This window comes from Leptolyngbya sp. 7M, assembly GCF_018128485.1.
This window is the reverse complement of the sequence record NZ_CP070897.1, coordinates 6829568-6848271: the sequence shown is the minus strand read 5'-3', so window position 1 is coordinate 6848271 and position 18704 is coordinate 6829568. Positions and strand designations below refer to the sequence as shown.

At 51.7% G+C, this 18704-nt stretch carries 26 protein-coding genes; 19 read left to right on the top strand and 7 right to left on the bottom strand.

Annotated features, from left to right (window positions below; all coding sequences use genetic code 11):
- Nucleotides 1–146: 146 nt before the first annotated feature.
- On the top strand, nt 147–1001 hold the full coding sequence (locus JVX88_RS37085; protein WP_211624252.1) for a glycosyltransferase family 2 protein: 855 nt from the start codon (nt 147–149) through the stop codon (nt 999–1001).
- A 166-nt stretch (nt 1002–1167) separates the two neighbouring features.
- On the opposite strand, the gene JVX88_RS37080 is transcribed toward JVX88_RS37085, so the two are convergent.
- On the bottom strand, nt 1168–1668 hold the full coding sequence (locus tag JVX88_RS37080) for a sterol desaturase family protein (protein WP_211624250.1): 501 nt from the start codon (nt 1666–1668) through the stop codon (nt 1168–1170).
- Between the two features lie 186 nt (nt 1669–1854).
- On the opposite strand from JVX88_RS37080, the gene JVX88_RS37075 reads away from it, so the two are divergent.
- Nucleotides 1855–2154 (top strand): pentapeptide repeat-containing protein, encoded by a 300-nt coding sequence (locus JVX88_RS37075; RefSeq protein ID WP_211624248.1) that lies wholly within the window; start codon nt 1855–1857, stop codon nt 2152–2154.
- Nucleotides 2155–2354: 200 nt separating this feature from the next.
- On the opposite strand, the gene JVX88_RS37070 is transcribed toward JVX88_RS37075, so the two are convergent.
- On the bottom strand, nt 2355–2657 hold the full coding sequence (locus JVX88_RS37070) for a hypothetical protein (RefSeq protein WP_211624246.1): 303 nt from the start codon (nt 2655–2657) through the stop codon (nt 2355–2357).
- Between the two features lie 323 nt (nt 2658–2980).
- On the opposite strand from JVX88_RS37070, the gene ccsB reads away from it, so the two are divergent.
- The gene (gene ccsB / locus JVX88_RS37065) at nt 2981–3952 is read left to right on the top strand and encodes a c-type cytochrome biogenesis protein CcsB (protein ID WP_211624244.1); all 972 of its coding nucleotides are present in this window, start codon (nt 2981–2983) and stop codon (nt 3950–3952) included.
- A 62-nt stretch (nt 3953–4014) separates the two neighbouring features.
- Here the strand turns inward: ccsB and JVX88_RS37060 are convergent, their stop codons facing one another.
- The 3 genes from JVX88_RS37060 to JVX88_RS43770 all read right to left on the bottom strand — a co-directional run bounded on the left by JVX88_RS37060 (nt 4015) and on the right by JVX88_RS43770 (nt 6955).
- Entirely contained in the window at nt 4015–4377 is a 363-nt protein-coding gene (locus JVX88_RS37060; protein WP_317134601.1) for a hypothetical protein, read from the bottom strand.
- Nucleotides 4378–5048: 671 nt separating this feature from the next.
- Nucleotides 5049–5576, bottom strand: a complete 528-nt coding sequence (locus tag JVX88_RS37055; protein ID WP_211624242.1) for a J domain-containing protein — start codon at nt 5574–5576, stop codon at nt 5049–5051.
- Between the two features lie 86 nt (nt 5577–5662).
- The gene (locus tag JVX88_RS43770; protein WP_317134600.1) at nt 5663–6955 is read right to left on the bottom strand and encodes an inositol monophosphatase family protein; all 1293 of its coding nucleotides are present in this window, start codon (nt 6953–6955) and stop codon (nt 5663–5665) included.
- A 308-nt stretch (nt 6956–7263) separates the two neighbouring features.
- On the opposite strand from JVX88_RS43770, the gene JVX88_RS37045 reads away from it, so the two are divergent.
- The 8 genes from JVX88_RS37045 to JVX88_RS37010 all read left to right on the top strand — a co-directional run bounded on the left by JVX88_RS37045 (nt 7264) and on the right by JVX88_RS37010 (nt 11860).
- Complete coding sequence (locus JVX88_RS37045) at nt 7264–7557, top strand: hypothetical protein (RefSeq protein WP_211624240.1); 294 nt, start codon at nt 7264–7266, stop codon at nt 7555–7557.
- Nucleotides 7558–7656: 99 nt separating this feature from the next.
- Nucleotides 7657–8019, top strand: a complete 363-nt coding sequence (locus JVX88_RS44865) for a RusA family crossover junction endodeoxyribonuclease (protein WP_211624238.1) — start codon at nt 7657–7659, stop codon at nt 8017–8019.
- 215 nt (nt 8020–8234) lie between these two features.
- Nucleotides 8235–8987, top strand: coding sequence for a hypothetical protein (locus JVX88_RS37035; RefSeq protein ID WP_211624236.1), 753 nt, complete (start codon nt 8235–8237; stop codon nt 8985–8987).
- A 131-nt stretch (nt 8988–9118) separates the two neighbouring features.
- Nucleotides 9119–9310: an NAD(P)H-quinone oxidoreductase subunit O gene (gene ndhO, locus JVX88_RS37030; RefSeq protein WP_211624234.1), complete on the top strand. Its 192-nt coding sequence runs from the start codon at nt 9119–9121 to the stop codon at nt 9308–9310.
- Between the two features lie 568 nt (nt 9311–9878).
- Nucleotides 9879–10241, top strand: a complete 363-nt coding sequence (locus JVX88_RS37025; protein WP_211624232.1) for a response regulator transcription factor — start codon at nt 9879–9881, stop codon at nt 10239–10241.
- A gap of 51 nt (nt 10242–10292) precedes the next feature.
- Nucleotides 10293–10694: a pyridoxine 5'-phosphate synthase gene (locus JVX88_RS37020; protein ID WP_317134599.1), complete on the top strand. Its 402-nt coding sequence runs from the start codon at nt 10293–10295 to the stop codon at nt 10692–10694.
- 233 nt (nt 10695–10927) lie between these two features.
- On the top strand, nt 10928–11257 hold the full coding sequence (locus tag JVX88_RS37015; protein ID WP_211624230.1) for an MgPME-cyclase complex family protein: 330 nt from the start codon (nt 10928–10930) through the stop codon (nt 11255–11257).
- 45 nt (nt 11258–11302) lie between these two features.
- The gene (locus JVX88_RS37010; RefSeq protein WP_211624220.1) at nt 11303–11860 is read left to right on the top strand and encodes a tyrosine-protein kinase family protein; all 558 of its coding nucleotides are present in this window, start codon (nt 11303–11305) and stop codon (nt 11858–11860) included.
- A 224-nt stretch (nt 11861–12084) separates the two neighbouring features.
- On the opposite strand, the gene JVX88_RS37005 is transcribed toward JVX88_RS37010, so the two are convergent.
- The gene (locus JVX88_RS37005) at nt 12085–12399 is read right to left on the bottom strand and encodes a DUF3067 family protein (protein ID WP_036005727.1); all 315 of its coding nucleotides are present in this window, start codon (nt 12397–12399) and stop codon (nt 12085–12087) included.
- Nucleotides 12400–12575: 176 nt separating this feature from the next.
- On the opposite strand from JVX88_RS37005, the gene JVX88_RS37000 reads away from it, so the two are divergent.
- From JVX88_RS37000 to JVX88_RS36970, 7 genes are all read left to right on the top strand, one after another.
- Complete coding sequence (locus tag JVX88_RS37000; protein ID WP_211624218.1) at nt 12576–13484, top strand: GAF domain-containing protein; 909 nt, start codon at nt 12576–12578, stop codon at nt 13482–13484.
- Between the two features lie 690 nt (nt 13485–14174).
- On the top strand, nt 14175–14543 hold the full coding sequence (locus JVX88_RS36995) for a hypothetical protein (protein ID WP_211624215.1): 369 nt from the start codon (nt 14175–14177) through the stop codon (nt 14541–14543).
- The gene (locus JVX88_RS43760; protein WP_263975441.1) at nt 14524–14811 is read left to right on the top strand and encodes a hypothetical protein; all 288 of its coding nucleotides are present in this window, start codon (nt 14524–14526) and stop codon (nt 14809–14811) included. Before JVX88_RS36995 ends, JVX88_RS43760 begins: the two co-directional genes overlap by 20 nt.
- A 71-nt stretch (nt 14812–14882) precedes the next feature.
- Nucleotides 14883–15632, top strand: coding sequence for a P-loop NTPase (locus JVX88_RS36985; RefSeq protein WP_317134598.1), 750 nt, complete (start codon nt 14883–14885; stop codon nt 15630–15632).
- Nucleotides 15623–16111, top strand: coding sequence for a helix-turn-helix transcriptional regulator (locus JVX88_RS36980; RefSeq protein WP_211624213.1), 489 nt, complete (start codon nt 15623–15625; stop codon nt 16109–16111). Before JVX88_RS36985 ends, JVX88_RS36980 begins: the two co-directional genes overlap by 10 nt.
- 155 nt (nt 16112–16266) lie before the next feature.
- Nucleotides 16267–16701: a hypothetical protein gene (locus JVX88_RS36975; RefSeq protein WP_211624190.1), complete on the top strand. Its 435-nt coding sequence runs from the start codon at nt 16267–16269 to the stop codon at nt 16699–16701.
- The gene (locus JVX88_RS36970; protein WP_263975440.1) at nt 16686–17435 is read left to right on the top strand and encodes an FHA domain-containing protein; all 750 of its coding nucleotides are present in this window, start codon (nt 16686–16688) and stop codon (nt 17433–17435) included. The genes JVX88_RS36975 and JVX88_RS36970 overlap by 16 nt, the downstream gene beginning before the upstream one ends.
- Before the next feature lies 1 nt (nt 17436).
- On the opposite strand, the gene JVX88_RS36965 is transcribed toward JVX88_RS36970, so the two are convergent.
- Entirely contained in the window at nt 17437–17694 is a 258-nt protein-coding gene (locus tag JVX88_RS36965; protein WP_211624178.1) for a MoaD/ThiS family protein, read from the bottom strand.
- A 271-nt stretch (nt 17695–17965) separates the two neighbouring features.
- On the opposite strand from JVX88_RS36965, the gene JVX88_RS36960 reads away from it, so the two are divergent.
- Nucleotides 17966–18685 (top strand): FadR/GntR family transcriptional regulator, encoded by a 720-nt coding sequence (locus JVX88_RS36960; protein WP_211624175.1) that lies wholly within the window; start codon nt 17966–17968, stop codon nt 18683–18685.
- Nucleotides 18686–18704: the final 19 nt, after the last annotated feature.

Here is an 18704-nt window from a genome sequence, read left to right as displayed (position 1 = left end):
TACGTAGATATACGGGCAATCTTGCATAAAAGCTTTGAGCTAAAGTGCGTCAAATCACGGCGAAGATGGTTGGGTTTGTGATTTACTAGTCATCTCCGACGCTTTTCAGGTGGCCGCTACCCAATAGGAAGGGAGGAAATAGGTCTGTGGTGCAATCTAGAAACCAGTCGGTGCTTGTCAGCGTGGTCGTGCCCGTATACAACGCCGAACGCTACATTGCTGCTGCCCTGTCTTCAATTTTGCAGGAACACACCGTACCCCTAGAAGTCATTGTGGTCAATGATGGTTCGACCGATGCTTCGCTAACGCGGGCACTGGCACTGGGTGATACGCGGCTGCGGATTGTCGAGAATCGAGGCGAAGGCATTGCCGATGCCCTCAATACCGGGTTGGCTGTAGCTCGTGGTCAATACATGGTGCGATGCGACGCAGATGACCTGTACCCCGCGAACCGAATTGCCCGCCAGGTGAATTGGTTGAGCCAAAATCCTGAGTTTGGTGCGATCTGCGGTGGGTACGCTGCCATTGCCCCGAAAGGCTCGCCGCTAGTCCAGTTTGACGATAGTCCGATCGCGGAAGAAATTACCCTGGAGCTTTGTGCTGGCTATGCTCGCACCCATCTTTGTACCTATGCGATCCGAACCGATGTGCTGCGCTCGCTAGATGGGTTTCGTTCCTACTTCAAGACGGCAGAAGATATTGATCTCCAGTTGCGCTTAGGAGAAGCCTGTCGCGTCTGGTATGAGCCAGGAATTCACTACTATTACCGTCTGCACCGTGCCTCGATTACCCATACTAAGAGTTCGACCGAACGTGAGTTTTTTGATGCCGTTGCCCGCGAATTTCAATCTCAGCGGCAAACAACCGGCATGGATGATCTGCATTTTGAAGACATTGTCAAACTGGATCTGGCTTATCAAGAAAAGTGGTCTTGCTTCTATGACATTCTGTTGATTTGCAAAACTATTGCTGCTGTCTTTAAAAAGCAGGGAGCTTATTAAATAGCTTCTCAGTAATTTTCTTCTCAGTAATTTAATTTCTTTCTGCAGCGGTCTCTTCAGCACTGCATGCGCTAGAGCTTCAACCAATGAGTTCCTGTGTGTTGTTCCCCTTGAGCAGTTAAACTCTCTGTCAAGGGGACTTTTCTTAGGTTTACTACCAGCGGGTTTACCACCAGCGCAGTGCCAACAGACCCCGCTCAGGCTGATTGAGTTCTTCCTCAGTCAACCAGTCTACAGCTTTGTAAGTGCCAAAGACATGATCCCACCAGTCAACTGCCAAGCCAAAGTTGTGGTGCCACATGCCATATTTATGGTGCACATAGTGAACTGGCATTTTCATCCAAAAGCACTTAGTGGGATTCTCGTGCTGAAGTTGATGGGCATAGGACGAAAAAGCGGCAAACGCCAATGCCCCCAGCATCCAGGCCAAGCCAGCTTGCCAAGAGACAAAAAACATCAGACCCATGGCGATCGCGGTACCTTTGACATAATCCAAAAACTCCCACAACACGCCCTGTCCGTCATTTTTACGGTGATGCTCCCGGTGTCGCTCACTAATTTTGAGTTTAGGAGAAGCATGCATCAGGCGGTGCACCCAGTACTCAACCAAGCTAGCTAGCACAAACGCCGTTACAAAGCATAGACAAACAATTGCAGCAGTCCACATTTTCAAGTCTCTCCTGTAGGTTCTCCAGTCACACCAGATTGCTTCTTGTTTTGTTTTACTTGTCTTGACTCATAAATTCTATCCAAGTGCCAGCTTAAACTGGAAAGCCAGCAGGAGACATTAACCGGGATGGAATAAAACGAATGCGACGCTTTACGAAAGAATCAAAAACTCTTCATCCTAATAATGTCGCATCTTCAACACATTTTGGTTAAGGAACTCGCTAAACGTGATAGTATCCCTGTTGCCGCCGCACAGGCTAGCTTAACCGAAGCCGATTTACGAGAAGCATCTCTACGCGGAGCCAATTTGACCAATGCCAATCTGACACGAGTCAATTTTGGTATGGCCAACCTATCCGGAGCTAACCTATCGGGGGCTAACCTCAGCTACGCTCATCTGCGTCAAGCCAATCTCTGGGAAACCAACTTAGAGGGAGCCTGTTTAACCGGCGCTGTCATGCCCGATGGCGAGGTTTACGAATAGGAGAGGGGCATGGAAGTGCTAAATCAGGTGTGGTGTTGGTTGAGGAGCCAGAAGTTAGAAGTCAGGAGTCAGGAGTCAGAAGCCAGAAGACTATTTGTTGACGACGATGAATAACCAACAAGCCAGAGCCTTTGGCAACTGATGCAAGATTGCTTGCTAGGAGGCTAGGGCGTTTGATCGGTAGGCTGCATAGTCTGGACTTAGGACATTTGATTGTCTTGATTCTGATTTTCTTGAGTTTCCTGCTTGGCGGCCTGTTTTAATTCCTCCTCTAGCATGGCCTCAAAGATGAACAACCTTGCCAAGCGGTTGTAGGTGCCTGCACCGATGTATTGGGGATAGCGATGCAAGCGGCTATAAATCCAAACGAGATCATCGCCATCAAAGATGCGAATGTCCTGCAGCCAGTTTTTGCACTCAGGCTTCAGTGCATTAGCGGCATCAAGCGCATCCGTCCAACGCTCAAACTCTGCCGAATAGTTGCGAGTAATCACCTTAAACATGTTAGTGCCGGGTTCGTATCAGGTTAGTACCGGCTCAACGGAGTGGTTTGTCTCTGCCGATTTTGCCTCTACTAAATTCACTTTACTAAATTCAATTGTGGCAGTTTCGCCTACTGTACCTGGATTTTCGCCAGCGCCACCCCAGTGTAGTAATGCAACAAAATTTGCTGATAATTCCAGTTTTGCTGGGCCAGTTTGTAGGCACCATACTGACTCAAGCCAATGCCGTGCCCATTACCAGCACCACTGATACGAAAGCGTGCTGGAGCCGCAGAAACATTGCCAGCACTAGCAACCGGACTTTGTTCTGCCTCAATTGAGAAATGTTTCTGACCATGCTGATCTATTGGAGTAGCGCGGCCTTCCCCAAGATTCCCTTTCTGCCCACCCTAGGTACAACAGGTATGGGAATCGCCAACCTTTGTATTGCTGCTTTGCTGGGAGCACGTTGGCTAGAAGCTGGCTATTTCCCGCTCAGCAATTTATATGAATCGCTGTTTTTTATTGCCTGGGGCATTACTGCCGTTCATTTTTTGGCTGAGTCCATGAGCCGTAGTCCCTTAGTGGGCGTTGTCACGGCTCCAGTCGCGATGGGCATTACGGCTTTTGCTGCCCTCTCGTTGCCAGCCCAAATGCAGGTAGCTGAGCCATTGGTGCCGGCGCTTAAATCCAATTGGCTGATGATGCATGTCAGCGTCATGCTTCTGAGCTATGCAGCTCTGATGGTGGGATCCCTGCTGGCAATCGCGTTTTTGTTTGTGACGCGGGGGCAAAATGTAGAACTCAAAGGCAGCTCGGTAGGAACGGGGGCCTATCGCAATTCTCGCTATCAGGTCCACCGCTCTGATGAGGCTACCCTGCAGCCGTTACCAGCCGCATCCCTGCCCCAGGAGGAAATCAGCCGTAATGGGTCTGGTGGCACTGCTGTACTCATGCCCGTCACAACTACCACGACTCCCTTATCTCCGCAGCGGTTGAGTTTAGCCGAAGCGCTTGACAATATCAGCTACCGGATTATTGGCCTTGGCTTTCCGCTATTGACAATTGGGATCATAGCCGGTGCAGTTTGGGCGAATGAAGCCTGGGGATCCTACTGGAGCTGGGATCCGAAAGAAACTTGGGCCTTGATTACCTGGCTGGTGTTTGCCGCTTATCTCCATGCCCGGATTACGCGCGGCTGGCAGGGACGCCGTCCGGCAATTTTGGCCGCGTCAGGATTTTTGGTTGTGTGGGTCTGCTACCTGGGAGTCAATTTGTTGGGCAAAGGACTGCACAGCTATGGCTGGTTCTTTTAAAGCAATCGGAAGCAGTAATTTTGGCCCTGCAAACTGAGAATCAACTGAGAATTTAGTATTCTCTACCAATCCCAATTCGGAATGTAGCGCGACAAAGCAAACATCATGGCTACGGCATGCTCAGCCGCCGCGACCGTATTGCCCTCTGGCGAGTTCACGACCAAAATACCCCGACGAGTGGCTGCCGGTACATCCACATTATCGACCCCGACTCCGGCTCGTCCAATGATTTTGAGCTGTTTGCCAGCTGCAATCACGGCCTCGGTCACGCGGGTTCCTGACCGAATCATCAGGGCGTCATAATCCGGGATAATTTGGACTAGCGCATCTGGAGATAAATTGGTCTTTACGTCAACTTGAGCAACCTGAGATAGGATGTCAATTCCAACTTGGTCGATTGGATCAGAAACAAGAACCTTAGGCATGGATCGGCAAGGGGGTGTAACGTGGTGGTTCGCTTAATGACTAGCTTAGTGAATTTCGCGCCGGCCTTGAGGGTAAGCCTGATGCACAACCTCAATGGGGCCTTTCTTGATATAACCAACAGGCATTCTACTGCAAAGCCGTCACCCGACTGTGGAATATCTGCAAAGATTTCCACTTTCTCTGTGTTTAATTGGTGATCACTCCATTAATATTTGCCAAGAACATTGATCACCCAGTATTCTGCTTAAGGTTGTTTCCTTGGCTGTGAGCTATTTTGGACGCAAGTTTGGACGCAAATTGAGTATGCAACCCCCTAATTCTTTGATTGCCCTTGGTGTGAGTGCTGTAGTTGCTGCAAGCGCGATTGGAGTTTCCCCTGCGGCGGCAGAGCCAGGAATCTCTCATCGCCAATCTCCAGCAAAACGAGAGACAACACAGACAAATTTGCCCTCAGAGCCTGCCCCGGATCCTACGAATGCAGCTAGCTCGTCTGAGCAGCCTAGCCCTACCCATCAGCCTGATTCCGCGGCATCCAGCTCTGAGCCTGCCGTTAGCCTCCAGGATTCGGACGCTTTGCGCCGCTCGGACCAACTGCTGGATCGGTTCCAAACCGAGATGCGCATTCAGCAACGGCTGAACCAATCTCAGTTTCGCACCTACGACCGCCCGCTTAGCCCGCAACCCAATCCGCTACACATGGAGCCCCCACAGCCTCACCCCGGCTTTCCTTCCGCATCAGGTAGACCAAATTCAGCTCGCTAATTAAGCCAATAATTTCTAAGGTTTTGTCGAGCTGCTGATACTGTTGCTCGCTGAGCTGCTTCAGGGCAATTCTGTAGCTATTCTCAACATCACTCGCGGCTGCGACCTGACGGGCCGAATCACTAGTCAGTACCACGGTTTCTTGCTGTTTGAGGGCTTGCTGTCCCTTCAGGCGCAATAGCAAGGTATACTCACTGTAGTTTTTCTCCTGAGACAGCTTTTCATAGGCCGGATTCACCAGCTTCGACAGATATTCGGCAGCCCGCTGGCGATCGGCTTCATTGTCGGCAGAACCGCTATCGGGATGGAGTCGACGGGCAATTCCCAAATAGCGCTTGCGAATATCCTTGATTTCAGCATCAACCGGCACACCTAAAATGGCGTGGTAGTCGGTGAAGTCTAAGTTAAACAACCCTTGCTCAATCTTGAAAGACATGCTGCTCTTATTCCCACGCGCTCCACGTCTGGAGGATTCCCTCTAGTCTACTCTGCCTAACTGAAAAATTAAGTATTTTTACCAACCTAACCTAAATGGCCAGGTAAACTATCGTCTGGCAACGGTTTAACCCGTAGCAGTTCCCGGCTCAGCGCCGAGTGAATCAGGCCATTCGTGGCTAAAATCCGCCCGGAGCCAATCTCAAACTCACCCTGATCGTAAGCCGTCACCCTGCCGCCAGCCTCTTCGACTATAACAACTCCGGCGGCCATATCCCAAGCCGAGAGTCCCCGCTCCCAATATCCGTCCAGCCGCCCACAGGCGACATAGGCCAAATCCACCGATGCTGCCCCGCCTCGCCGCACTCCCTGAGTCAGGTGAGTTAGATGACAAAACTCAGCGTAGTTATTATCTGGTGTTTCGCGCCGGTCATAGGCAAATCCAGTCACCAGTAAGCTTTGAGCCAGTGCTGCCGTCTGCGACACCCGAATCGGCTGGCGGTTGCGCGTTGCCCCCAACCCCTGCGCCGCTCGAAATAACTCCTGCAAAAACGGAATGTTACGTACCACCGCATAATCCGTCCGTCCGTCACCGTTGAAATCTACATACTTGGCCTGATTTATCGTGGCTGTAGTAATGCTCGCCCAGCTTGTGCCGATGCGGATGCCATCGATCACCACGGTCGGATGCGTCGCTGCCGTACCCTGACGAAGTGCTACGGAGCCTACCGCGATATCGCTCTGCGAGGTATCGGTGGCGGAGACCGTTGGAGCACCCGGCTCATTTCCAGGCAGCGTCGGGTTGATATACATCGCTACCGTATCATTTGCCGTGCCGTCAACGATCGTATATTTCACGACGATCAAATATGTTGTATTGAGCGAATAGGTGAACGGCGTGAACGCAATATCCGCTGCGGTGGTGACTGCCTTTGATATACCGAAAGAAAGATTGTTGGAAGCATCTCTCTTTGCAAAGACACGGGCACGAAAGGCGGTACCGATAGGGTCTGGACTGAGGTGGAAGAAGTATCCGCCGCCGGCGTCGGTCGAGGCGTCCGAAACACGTACCATGAATGCGGCATATACGGAGCCGCTGCTTTGGACGGTAAAGGTTCGATGGACGTCCTCACCGCTCGTGGTCATACCCGCGGCATTTCCTACGCCCGAGCCGGGATAACCCGAATAGGTCAGGCCAGGAACAACTCCGATGATCGGATTGGTTCCGCCTGCGCTGTGTGCCGTCCAGCCGTTTTCGGTCAAAAGAGCACCTTCCGCAATATTAAAATTCTCAACGAAGATCGGTGCCTGAGCAAAGCTTATCGTTGCCGCACAAAGCACCATTAGGGCCGCAGCCGCAAGAATAGTCCTACACAACATAGGTTTGATTTTCCTCCAAGATGGTGAACCTTCGCAGAATTCAGACCACGCCTAACCGTGACCTTAATAGAGATCCCGCTTCGATCCGGTTTACAAAATAAAAGAGCGTGTTTGAACTACTTTGCAACTAAACCTTAAATAAATCAATCCGAGAATGATATAGCGTAAAACAAATTTAACGCCTATGCGGGCTGTTTTGCTAGACTTATGAAAAGGCCAGATCTAGCGAGTACGTCCGCCAGGCGGTCATCGCCGCTGCCAAGTTCCGGCAGGACCCCCGGTCGCCGCGCAAGAGCGCGCAGGACCTAGTGAAGGCGGCGGTCGTGAGCTTGACCCCGTTGGCAGGCCTTGGCACGACGCGCTGGGACTACGAGCACAAGTGCCGTGTGCAGGTGCAGCGTAACGGCATCACGCGTGTGCGTCCGGCGCTCAAGACCGGCTGGTCCGCCACGTTTGTCTTCATGGTCAATCTACCGGAATACGTCTCGCCCGACATGCTGCACGGGCTGCTCACCGACGCCGGTCGTCTGGTGGGTCTGGCGGACTTCCGCCCGACGTACGGGCGATTCCGTGTGACGCGGTACGAGATGCTGACGGACTGAGCTCGCTCGCACATGGAATGGAAGGGCGTGCAGTTGCGCGGATAGGCACGGCGGGGCCAGGCATGGAATGGCTGTTCGGCTCGGAATCATGGACGACCGATGGAACTCTCTCTCCCACTCCCACCCTCAGCCAATCACTACTACCGGCGCGTCGGTCGCGCGACATTGATCAGCCGAGCCGGTCGGGAGTACCGCGCAGCGGTGAAGACGGCATTGCTCGCCATGGGTTGCCCGTCGGTGACGGGACCGCTCACGGTGCTGGTCACGGTGTATCCGCCGGATCGAAGGCGTCGCGACCTCGACAACCTTCTCAAATGCCTGCTCGACTCGCTCCAGCACGGGGGGCTCTACCGAGATGACAGCATGATCGATCGGATCGACATCCGCCGCGGCCAGTGCACACGGGGTGGCGGAGTGCATGTGGAGGTTTGTGCGCTGAAGGAAACGACGAGCACTGCTTGAGCGCGGTGAGGCTCGGCTAGGCAACGCGAGGTCGGGCGGGGCGAGGCGAGGCGTGGTTGGGCATGATCCGGCTCGGCGTGGTGCGGCGCGGCTCGGCAGTGCAAGGCTCGGCAGGGTTCGGATTGGCGTGAGCGCCGGCGTGGCGAAAGCCGCGTCGGCGGATTGAAATGCAACTGCGACCCTATCAAGCCGAAGCGGTGGAGGCGATCTAGAGCTTGCTGGTTTTGGCTGGGATTGCCGCAGTCGGCTGGCTGCAATGGCTGCAACTCGGAAAACTACAAGCCAGTAGTCAAACCGCTTCAGCCGAGCAGATTCTTCGAGACGTAGAGGCAGAAAAAGTACGTCTGGCGCTACTCCAGCAGGCACCTACCTTCGGGTTTGATAATCTGATCGCCGACTGGACCTTTCTCGGCTTTTTGCAATACTTCGGCGACGAACCAGCTCGTCAAAAAACTGACTACAGCCTCAGCCCCAACTTTTTTGATGTGATTCTGAAGCGCGACCCCTACTTCCTTCAGGCATACACGTTTCTATCCACCAGTGCTTCACTCTATGCGGGCTTACCGGAACGCTCGACGAGCATCATGAAAACGGCCCTCCAGTCGCTCAAGCCGAATGTACCGCCCGATTCCTACATCGCATGGCGGCAACTCGGCATTGATCAATTGCTGTTTCTAGGAGATTCTGAAGCGGCCAGACAGTCGTTTTTGACAGCAGCGCAATGGGCGGCTCAATCTTCTTTTCCAGGCAGTCAAGAGGTGGCTCGCTCCTCTCAGCAAACGGCAGACTTTTTGGCCTCTAACCCCAATAGCAAAACGGCTCAGGTAGCGGCTTGGGTCATGGTTTTGTCTAATGCACCCGATGAACGCACTCGCAAAATGGCGATTCAGAAGATTGAAGCCTTGGGTGGTAAGGTGATCGAGAATCCGGACGGCACGATTGAGATTGAACGACCTGCTCAAGATTAGCTAATACCGAACATCAGAGAACCCTATCCGTTTGACCACAACCGTTACTCCTATCACTGCTGCAAATCCGGTAAGATCGGCAAGGAATAAGGCGAAACTTACGTTTTTTAGAATTGGGTTTGGTAGAGCGTATGGCAGTCAAAAAAGGCGATCTGGTGCGGGCAGTGCGGGAAAAGCTGGAAAATAGCTTGGAAGCTCAGGCCAGCGATCCTCGGTTTCCTCCCTACCTGTTTGAGACCAAGGGAGAAGTGGTAGACGCCAAAGGCGATTATGTGCTGGTGAAGTTTGGCTATTTTGGGCATCACCGAGCGCAAATCGTCTGAGGTTGAGAATGCAGTATTGGCCCAGGTTACCTAGGCCGCAAACTAAAAAGTGATCAATGTCGTTCGTATCCGAGACGGTAGCTGAGGATTGAGAGCGAGTGGGATGGGTTGGAGTCATAGCGAGTACAAGAATAAATAGACTCGTTGCCTCTCGGACGGTTGCCTGTTAGCCTGCTTGGGTTGTAAATCTCTACAAGGCGATTGAGACGGTACGCGCTATGGGCTATCCTGACAGAGAGGATGAGAATGTCCTCATTGAGTGTTCATTTACTTCTTAAGCCTCTAATTTAATGTAAAGGTATCCGTTCTTACAGTCAATTTGCAGTTCTACAGCTAGTCGATTGCAACCAGTCCTCAGGATGTTTTCAGGGTGTGAAGCAGGATGGGAGTCAGGGTAGTGAGCAAGGCTTCATTACTCATTGTTATGCAATTGATATGCAATTGATAGACTCACCTGGGCATATTTCTGATGATAAATTGAGGGTAATCTCTTTCTAATACTTGTCTGACCTCCTCGCAAATTTGGAAACCAACCACTGAAATCCATCATATGTACATGGTTTTAACAATGCCTCAGATTTTGATTGTGGAAGACGAACCTCGGATAGCGGCTTTCCTGGAGAAGGGTTTGCAAAAACATGGCTATGAAACAGCCATTGCCACAAACGGAGAGGAGGCACTTCAGATGGTGCAACAGGGAATTTTTGACCTACTGTTGCTCGATTTGGGCTTGCCGTTCAAGGATGGTTGGACTGTGCTGAGGGAGTTACAGCAAACTCGGGACCGAATTCCTGAAGTGATTATTTTGACCGCTAGGGCTGATGACCGAGATTATGCCCAGAGTATAGAGTTCGGGGTCAGAGCTTATATCACTAAGCCTTTCCGCTTTAATGAGCTGCTGGGGCAGGTAGAAGCGATTCTGCAAACTTAGCAACCGTAAGATTACCCTATTCAAGTCCACAGCAAGGCACAAGCGGTTCTGTTGCTAGCTCACTCAAGCCGACAGATTGCAATAATTGCGCTGCAAACCGCCGGCATTCCTGTTAGTTTGTTTATTGACGCCGATGAGCAGCAAATTCAGGCTGCCGCTACCACTCAGGCCGTATTCATTGAACTACACACCGGTCAATATGCCGAAGCCACCGACGAGCAAAGTCAATCAAAAGAATTGGCAATTTTGGCCGCAGGATGTGCCCAAGCGATTGCCAGTGGCCTCCGGGTGAATGCGGGACATGGCCTCACCTACTGGAATGTTTACCCTGTCGCTTGTTTGGAAGGGATGGAAGAACTCAATATCGGGCACACCATCATCAGCCGTGCAGTTTTAGTCGGTCTAGAGCGAGCGGTTCGTGAAATGAAACAAGCAATGCGCGGAGAATTGTGATAGTAAGTGGTAGGTGTGAGTTCTAAGTTTTGAGTTCTAAGTTTTGAGTTCTAAGTTGCAAAGCTCAAGTAAAAGCTGACTTGAGTTTGGCCAGCCTCCGTAAATAGGCTAGGCAACCAACTTAAGAACCATTGAAAAACAAGTGATGAAACTCTGCCGTCGGACTTGACGAAAACTCAAAACTTCAACCTTAAATTCGAAAGCCAACGCTCAAACCTCAAATCTGAGTTACCATGCAAACCTATTACTATGTTTTGGCGAGTCAGCGCTACATTCTAGAAGAAGAACCCACCGAGGAAGTACTGCGAGAGCGCGTGCGGCACTATCAAGAGCAGGAAAAAGAGCTGGATTTTTGGTTGATTCACCAACCCGCTTTTTTAGAAGCGCCTGAAATGGCAGCCGTGAAAGCGCAGTGTCCTCAGCCAGCAGTGGCGATTGTGTCTACTAATCACTCGTTCATCACCTGGTTAAAACTTCGTCTAGAGTATGTGATCACCGGTGAGTTTCAAGCTCCTTCAGAGACGATTTCCGATCCGTTGGCTTCGCTAGTGCCGTCAGCCTGAGAGCTACGGTTGATCAGTTGCTTGTTGTGGTTGAGGCATGGCGCTATGCAAGAGTTCAAAGGCTGGTATGGTATCGGACTGGGGTCACTGCTGCTGGGACTGGTGAGCCTGTCTTGGCCTCATAAACTAGCCGTCGATCCCGAGAGCTTGGTCGAACCCCTGCGCTATTACGGCAATCTAAGCGACTGTGTTCGGTTGGTGCCAGAAATTGAGAACCTCTATGTAGTGCCCAGTGCCGGCCCCCAGCGCCATGCGGCAGCCATTCTAGAGTCGAGCGAAATGCGGCGATTGCTAGAGGATGCGCGCGGACGCTTCGATCTGGTGATTCTCGACACGCCTGCCCTTAACCGCTGCAATGATGCCTTATTGCTAGAACCCTATACAGACGGCATTGCCCTAGTCACCCGTCCCGGCTACACCGAAGAGGGGTTGTTGAATGAAACGGTGCGGGAATTCGTTGAATCTGACCAAATTCGCTTTTTGGGAGCCATTATCAACGCTGCCGAAATCCCGCTTCAGGAGCCGCTGCTGCCTGCAGACGAGGAAGAAGACCCAGAGGATTTGCCGGATCAGGAGCGGGAAAGAGTGCCAATTGCTTCATGATGCTATTCTCTATTGCTGCAGAATTAGTCTTCATTCCAGCCAAGTAGCAAGACGGCGAGGCTAAAAGCGGCAATTGTAAAAATTGTCATGTAAACGGCAGTAGTCACCTGTATCTCTCCTAATAGTTGTCATCAAGAAGAATGAGCAATAGAATGCTCTTGGCTGCCATTGTCTACATACAATTGTGAAATTATCGTGTAAGCAAGCCTGAAATTTCGCTGCGTCTACTGTTCTACAATCCACTCAGAAGCGCGTTCGCCTAGGTCAATAGGAATATTGACAGCCTTCCCTAAGCGGGGACGTTCTCGAGTTCGCGTTACAAAATTTTGCACTTGCGCGGTGCAGCCCCAGGCATTGATGTAGGTTGCTACTTCCTCTAGATGAGCCAAGTACTCTGCCTCTGTCATTGGAAAAGACGCCTGCTCCAAATACTTCCACATGATTTGCAGAAACACCTTGCCCTGGGTACGCCGCAATTGCACATCAAACGAACGACCCCATTTACTTAGCAATAGCTGGTGCAACTCTTCTCCAGTCATAGTTTTCCTTTTCAATCCGCGCCCGCAAACCTTGACTAAACAAAATCAAGCCGGTTTCACTCGAAAATTTGTTTCTTTATATCTATTTTCTATTTGAGTCAAAAACCCTTGAGTCAAGTCTCCTGGGTTATGGCTCTGTTCTGCCCGCTTTTTTAAAATCTTTTAGGACTCTGACAATGCTTCCTGCTGACCAGCATCCTCAAAACGAGCAGCCATTTGATACTGCCTCTTATCAGCCTGTCAACTACCAGCCCATCCATGCATCATTAGAGCCAGTAGTAGAAAGATTAAATCGATTTCAACCGGCATGCAGCCCTCTATGCAACAGCCATTGGCAGCAAACTGAGGCCGTTTTACGACGCCACGCTCGCCAGCAGGCAGCGGTAGCCCATCTAGGACAACGGGCACTGCTGAACATCGACTTGCCTAAGCTCATGCACGAAGCGGTCACTACCGTTGCTCAAGTTCTCAAAATGCAATATTGCGCCATCTTTGAACTCTCGCCCAATGGCAGCACGTTGATGCTTCAGGCTGGAACTGGCTGGCAACCAGGTCTGGTAGGGACACAGATGGGGACACAGCCCAACTGGCTGTTTGGCTACACTCTGGCTCAGCGACAGCCAGTTGTGATTCGGGATCTGCTAATTGAAACACGCTTTGGCTGTCCCTCTCTGTTGTATAGCCACCGGATCAAAAGCGGGATCAATCTGGTGATTCCAGGTCAAGATCAGCCCTTTGGCATTTTAGGTATCTACACCACAAAATTCTGGTCATTTACTCAGGATGATATTCATTTTCTGCAAGCAGTTGCAAACGTTCTAGCAGCAACGGTTGCTCGCAAGAAATTTGAGGCACGCTTGCGACTGATGGAACGGGCGATTGCGGCCAGCAGTAATGGCATCATTCTCACCGATGTTCAACAGCCAGATAACCCGGTTGTGTATGTGAATCCTGCGTTTGAAGCCATGACCGGCTACAGTGCCAGCGAAATGTTGGGAAAGAACTGTCGCTTACTGCAGCAGGACGATCGGAAGCAACCGGGTCTAGAAGTCCTCCGCACCGCTCTGCAAGAAGTACGCGAATAGTCGCCAAATTTAGGATTGCTGGCGGGCACCAAGATCGGATCAGTTCCAGCGAGTTCGTCGCCAAAGGCAGCCACCAGTGCTTGCTCAAAGCGATCCTTGAGTTGGGCGATGGTTGAATTCATAGGGCAGGTTGGGATAGGGCAGGTAGAGAATAGGGCAAGTTGGCTCAGCGTTCGGTGCCAATAGTCCATGCTAGCGGAATTTGAGCAATTTCCGTTGGATTAGGAGGCAGAAGACAGGAGCCAACTCATTCAAGTTAACGGTTTTGCTCCGAAACAGGGCGACCAAGAACAGAGCCAAGAAAGCGACTCTGACACCGTGCCAACCGAGCAATGACTGCACAAAGTTTGGCAAATTTAATTGGAAAGTAACCTGGACATGGGTTTTATGATTTAGATGTAGTAATTCTCCATAAAACCCTGCCCCTATCTCTTCGCAAGGTTTGTCCTGCACCAGATGGTTACTATATGATGCTCCTTGAATGATATATCTACAGTGATATATCTACAGCGATATATTAAGAAGATTGACTCAGCTATAAGTAGGTGAGCATAATTAAACATAAAACCCAAAACCCTGCGCCGCCCGCAGCGCGGCGCAGGGTTTTGAATCTGGTTTTTAATTATGCCGAGGTACTTAGATCAATAATTCTGAGTCTCAACAACTTTACGCTTTAACGAGGGCAGCATCATGTTTTCCTATGAACCTGTGAACAACCATGACGATCTGTTGAAAGTGATCGATGGGTTGCTAGAAGAAGCCGGACTGGATCGTAAAGACATGGGTGGAAATATTACATTTGCTGGTATGGACCCCATCCGCCCGACCCAGATTAAAGTCGGTTGTGCATCCGCGACCGTAACGGGGGCGAATGCGATCACCTCCGCTATCATTTGGAAGATGCGGTCTGGTGAAACCCAAGACATTCACATTGACCTTCGAAAGGCGTATGTTACGCAGAGTGCTTGGCAGGATACGCTCGTCAACTGTACGTTGATCAACGGCACACCCCAAATGATGGGGGGCAACGTGGGTGAGCTTGGCAGCTTTTCGAATTGAATCCACCGTTTGTGGCACTTATGTGTCCTATTCCGTGACGCTACGCGGGTGGTTGTCGCCTCTAGTTTGGTCGATTATTCGTCCCTATGCAGCCAAGGTGGCCAGCGAGCTAGCCCATGCAGCAGAACAGGCTCAAGCCCAGCCTCATCAGCAGGACACAACCAAGGCTAGACAGCGCTCTAGTCTGGATTGGTTAGGAACCGTCCTGTTAATGGTAGGCATCGAAAAAATTCTCAGCGCCACGGTGCTTGGGTCGGGTCTAAGCTAAAGCTAAAATTGGCATTGGGAATTAATACTTAACGCATATCCCTAGCATCGCTGACTAGGGTGGAGAACACCATGTTGACAACGCTTGATACCAGCAGAATTCTGGAGGTTTTACGCCCGGTTCAAGACCCTGAACTGCGCAAAAGTTTGGTGGAATTGAATATGATCCGCAATATTGAGGTCAAAGACGGAGATGTGCGTTTTACGCTGGTTTTGACGACTCCGGCCTGCCCTTTGCGCCAGTTTATTGTAGAAGACTGCGAGCGAGCGGTGAAAACCTTACCGGGAGTCGAGTCTGTCACGGTAGATGTCACTGCAGAAACCCCTCAGCAAAAAGCCCTACCTGATCGTACCGGTATTGCTGGCGTCAAGAACATTCTGGCCGTTTCGAGCGGCAAAGGTGGCGTCGGCAAAAGTACGGTGGCTGTGAATGTGGCCGTTGCCTTAGCCCAGAGCGGAGCCAAGGTGGGGTTAATCGATGCCGATATCTACGGACCAAACGCCCCTACAATGCTGGGTCTCTCGGATGCCAAGGTGATGGTGCAGCAAGGAGCAGCCGGAGAAGTGCTGGAGCCGGCCTTTAACTATGGCGTCAAACTCGTCTCAATGGGCTTTTTGATTGATCCGGATCAGCCTGTAATTTGGCGGGGTCCAATGCTGAATGGGATTATCCGCCAGTTTCTTTATCAAGTCAGCTGGGGTGAACTGGATTACCTGATAGTAGACATGCCGCCCGGAACTGGAGACGCTCAGCTGACAATGGCTCAAGCCGTACCGGCTTTCACCAGTCTCTTGGGCGCACTACTGCCGCGATGGAATTGACATTGCGGCAGCTATTGAATTGCCCCTATCAAGGAATGACAAAACGAATTTATCTGGAAAGCAAAATTCTAGAACTCCTGGCACTCCAGATCCATCAGTGGACGGAACACAATGCAGAAGATTCGAGCTATTCTTGCCGCTCGCTGCATCCAGGCGACATTGAACGCTTGCATCACGCCAAAGAGATTTTGCTGCAAAACTTCGACAATCCGCCCTCGTTACTCGATCTAGCCCGACAGGTGGGGTTGAACGACTACAAACTCAAGCAGGGCTTTCGGCAGGTGTTTGGCACCACTGTATTTGGATACTTGCAGATGCATCGGATGAAGTATGCCCAACAGCTTTTAACCCAACGGGAATTGAGTGTAGCAGGAGTGGCCCAACTCGTCGGCTATGCCAGCCAGAGCCGCTTCTGTGATGCTTTTAAGCGTCAGTTTGGCATCAGTCCGAGGGAGTATCGGACGCGGTTGAGGGGATAACTCTCGCCCTTCCGATCCGGATCGGGCAAATAAAAATCCGTTTTGGGCAAACTCTGATTGCCCGACTCCTCTATTCTGATTTAACTGAGAAAGATTCCTATGAAATGCTCGCCTCCATTATGGCAGGTGAGCTAGAGAATTTGGTGTGAGGCAATATGGGGAAATCAGAACTGCTGCTGAGTTTGTCTTTGCTTGGGTCGGTGACGGCCCACCCGGTGCAAGCGGTTGAATCTGCTCTAACGCGACAGTTGCAACAAGTTCAACAAGCTCAATCGACCAATTCGTCGGAAGCCGTCAGTGAAACTAGCGGTGGAGTCAGCGGTGAAGTAATTCGTGAAACTACCCCGCCTCGCTTGCAGGAATTGGAACATCCTGCCACAACGGTGGAGGAATGGCTGGCACAGTCGATTGTTCAAGTCACCGAAGTGCAGCTGAACTCAGCGGATGACGGATTGGAGATCATTCTCGAAACTTCGGGCAATCTAGCGCCAGTGACGCCGACGGTGGTGGGAAATGCCTTAATTGCCGATATGTCTCTCGCGATCAGTACTTGGTCAATATTTCGCTCAGCGTCATGTATCAGGTGGTAGACCCTAAACGAGTGGCGCTAGAGCTTTCGGACCCAATCGCGGCCCTGACCAGTGCAATCAAAGACAATTTGGGAGTAGTGGTCAATCAACTGCGGCTAGAAGAACTGAATCGGATCGGCAGAGTCCAGATTCGCGATTACCTGCTTGCCCAGATCGATAGCTTTTATACGCTGGGGTTCAATCTAGATGATGTCCGGGTCAGTGATATTAGCTTCCCGCAAAAGCGAGGTGTAATCCGTCAGCTCGAGGGGTTAACCGCTCGGGCCGAGTTAGAGCATGAGGCAAACTTACAGGCACAAATTGCTGAAACCTTTGTGCTTAGACCCGGAGAACGGCCTCCTCAACCCAGCGCTCCAGCCCGTTACAAAGCGCCGCTGCCGCCAACTACGCTTGCTATCGATTCAGCCATCACCACCGCTCGTCTAATCCACTGCCAATCTGGCGCTCCCATCGCGATTGCCGCCAATCCCTTCACCATCGGTCGAGAAGCCCATCATACGCTCGTTTCTAGCGATGAACTCTGCTCCCGTAACCATGCCTGCATCGAGCAGGTGGAGAACACTAGCGGAACTCGACGCTATCGGTTGACCGATCTGGGTAGCTCTAACGGCACCTACCTGAACCAGCAGCGACTGACGCCGCATCAGGCAGTACAGCTGTCAGCAGGAGATCGAATCAAAATCGGCACAGAAGAATGGATCTTTGAAGTGGGAGCCGTTGCTAATAAACAGTGAGTCAACCACCGCTAACTGGCGGGATCAGCACAATTTCATCGTGATGCTGCACTGGGGTGTCTGCCGCAACAAACTGCAAATTGACGCCGAACCGAGTCACGTCCCGCCATTGCTCTAGTTCTGGGTGCTCTGCCATGAGCCGATCCAGCACTTGGGCGACGGTGGTGCCAGCGGGTAAGTCCAAAACCAGTTCGGGCATCCCATAGGCTTCTTGGTAGGCGGCAAATAGCTTAACGGTAATGGTGACTGGCTCAGACATAAGTGTGCCACCTGAGCGGGATCGGTGAGCGCTTCCCAGACGCGCTCGCGTGAAGCCCTGATCCAGATACTGCGTTCAATAGCGATGGTTTCCATCAGCAACACTCCTATGTGCAACTAAACGGTTGCACATAGGATATACGAAAAATTGTTCTAATGCAAGCCCCATCATTCGCAGTTTCCGGATGGTGGAAAACAGGCGCGAAATCTTGACATGATTATCAATTCGGAGTACTGTACCTGTAGAACAGCTCTATAGCGGAACGGGTCATATGAGGACATTCAGCAAACTGACGCATAAACGCCTGCCGGAACGCATCGCCGACGAAATCGAAAGCGCCATCGTGCATGGCGAATTCGCGGCGGGCGTTCAGCTTCCGTCCGAGCAGCAGCTTGCCGATCAGTTCGAGGTCAGCCGAAACGTGGTGCGGGAAGCATTCCGCTATCTTCAGGCGCGCGGTCTGATCGAGATCATCAATGGCAGCGGCGCATATGTCACGCCGCCCAGTGGAGCCCCGACCAGCAGCGCGCTGGGGCGTTATATCCGCCTGCTCGGCGCACACGAGTCGATCGCGGCGCTGTATGAAGCGCGGCGTATCCTCGAAGGCGAGAACGCGCGCCTCGCCGCCCTGCGCGCCGATGCTGATGATATTGCGCGGCTGGAAAACTGCCTGGAACGCATGCGCAGCGGCATGCACGATATCGCGGTGTGGTCGCAGGCTGACCTGGATTTTCATCTCGCCATCGCCAAAGCGACGCATAACCCGTTTTTGGACGTACTGCTTGAGCCACTCGTCGATCAACTGAGAGGAGTGATTGCGGAAGGTTATCTGGTCTCTGGTGCGGTAGAAAGGGGTTTGGCAGCACATGTGAAGCTCACGGAGGCGATCCGGAACCGGGACGCGGATGGCGCGTACCAGGCGATCATCGATCATCTGCTCGATTCCGAGTCGCGCGTGGGGACGAAAAGTTCCATCAGATCGCAGGCATAAATGAAACGGCATTCTGTCT

What these genes read in the sequence shown, in the direction of transcription:
- JVX88_RS37080 (WP_211624250.1), bottom strand. Translation starts at nt 1,668, where the DNA reads ATGTGGACTGCTGCAATTGTTTGTCTATGCTTTGTAACGGCGTTTGTG.
- JVX88_RS37075 (WP_211624248.1), top strand. Translation starts at nt 1,855, where the DNA reads ATGTCGCATCTTCAACACATTTTGGTTAAGGAACTCGCTAAACGTGAT.
- JVX88_RS37070 (WP_211624246.1), bottom strand. Translation starts at nt 2,657, where the DNA reads ATGTTTAAGGTGATTACTCGCAACTATTCGGCAGAGTTTGAGCGTTGG.
- ccsB (WP_211624244.1), top strand. Translation starts at nt 2,981, where the DNA reads ATGTTTCTGACCATGCTGATCTATTGGAGTAGCGCGGCCTTCCCCAAG.
- JVX88_RS37060 (WP_317134601.1), bottom strand. Translation starts at nt 4,377, where the DNA reads ATGCCTAAGGTTCTTGTTTCTGATCCAATCGACCAAGTTGGAATTGAC.
- JVX88_RS37055 (WP_211624242.1), bottom strand. Translation starts at nt 5,576, where the DNA reads ATGTCTTTCAAGATTGAGCAAGGGTTGTTTAACTTAGACTTCACCGAC.
- JVX88_RS43770 (WP_317134600.1), bottom strand. Translation starts at nt 6,955, where the DNA reads ATGTTGTGTAGGACTATTCTTGCGGCTGCGGCCCTAATGGTGCTTTGT.
- JVX88_RS44865 (WP_211624238.1), top strand. Translation starts at nt 7,657, where the DNA reads ATGGAACTCTCTCTCCCACTCCCACCCTCAGCCAATCACTACTACCGG.
- ndhO (WP_211624234.1), top strand. Translation starts at nt 9,119, where the DNA reads ATGGCAGTCAAAAAAGGCGATCTGGTGCGGGCAGTGCGGGAAAAGCTG.
- JVX88_RS37025 (WP_211624232.1), top strand. Translation starts at nt 9,879, where the DNA reads ATGCCTCAGATTTTGATTGTGGAAGACGAACCTCGGATAGCGGCTTTC.
- JVX88_RS37015 (WP_211624230.1), top strand. Translation starts at nt 10,928, where the DNA reads ATGCAAACCTATTACTATGTTTTGGCGAGTCAGCGCTACATTCTAGAA.
- JVX88_RS37010 (WP_211624220.1), top strand. Translation starts at nt 11,303, where the DNA reads ATGCAAGAGTTCAAAGGCTGGTATGGTATCGGACTGGGGTCACTGCTG.
- JVX88_RS37005 (WP_036005727.1), bottom strand. Translation starts at nt 12,399, where the DNA reads ATGACTGGAGAAGAGTTGCACCAGCTATTGCTAAGTAAATGGGGTCGT.
- JVX88_RS37000 (WP_211624218.1), top strand. Translation starts at nt 12,576, where the DNA reads ATGCTTCCTGCTGACCAGCATCCTCAAAACGAGCAGCCATTTGATACT.
- JVX88_RS36995 (WP_211624215.1), top strand. Translation starts at nt 14,175, where the DNA reads ATGTTTTCCTATGAACCTGTGAACAACCATGACGATCTGTTGAAAGTG.
- JVX88_RS36985 (WP_317134598.1), top strand. Translation starts at nt 14,883, where the DNA reads ATGTTGACAACGCTTGATACCAGCAGAATTCTGGAGGTTTTACGCCCG.
- JVX88_RS36980 (WP_211624213.1), top strand. Translation starts at nt 15,623, where the DNA reads ATGGAATTGACATTGCGGCAGCTATTGAATTGCCCCTATCAAGGAATG.
- JVX88_RS36975 (WP_211624190.1), top strand. Translation starts at nt 16,267, where the DNA reads ATGGGGAAATCAGAACTGCTGCTGAGTTTGTCTTTGCTTGGGTCGGTG.
- JVX88_RS36970 (WP_263975440.1), top strand. Translation starts at nt 16,686, where the DNA reads ATGTATCAGGTGGTAGACCCTAAACGAGTGGCGCTAGAGCTTTCGGAC.
- JVX88_RS36965 (WP_211624178.1), bottom strand. Translation starts at nt 17,694, where the DNA reads ATGTCTGAGCCAGTCACCATTACCGTTAAGCTATTTGCCGCCTACCAA.
- JVX88_RS36960 (WP_211624175.1), top strand. Translation starts at nt 17,966, where the DNA reads ATGAGGACATTCAGCAAACTGACGCATAAACGCCTGCCGGAACGCATC.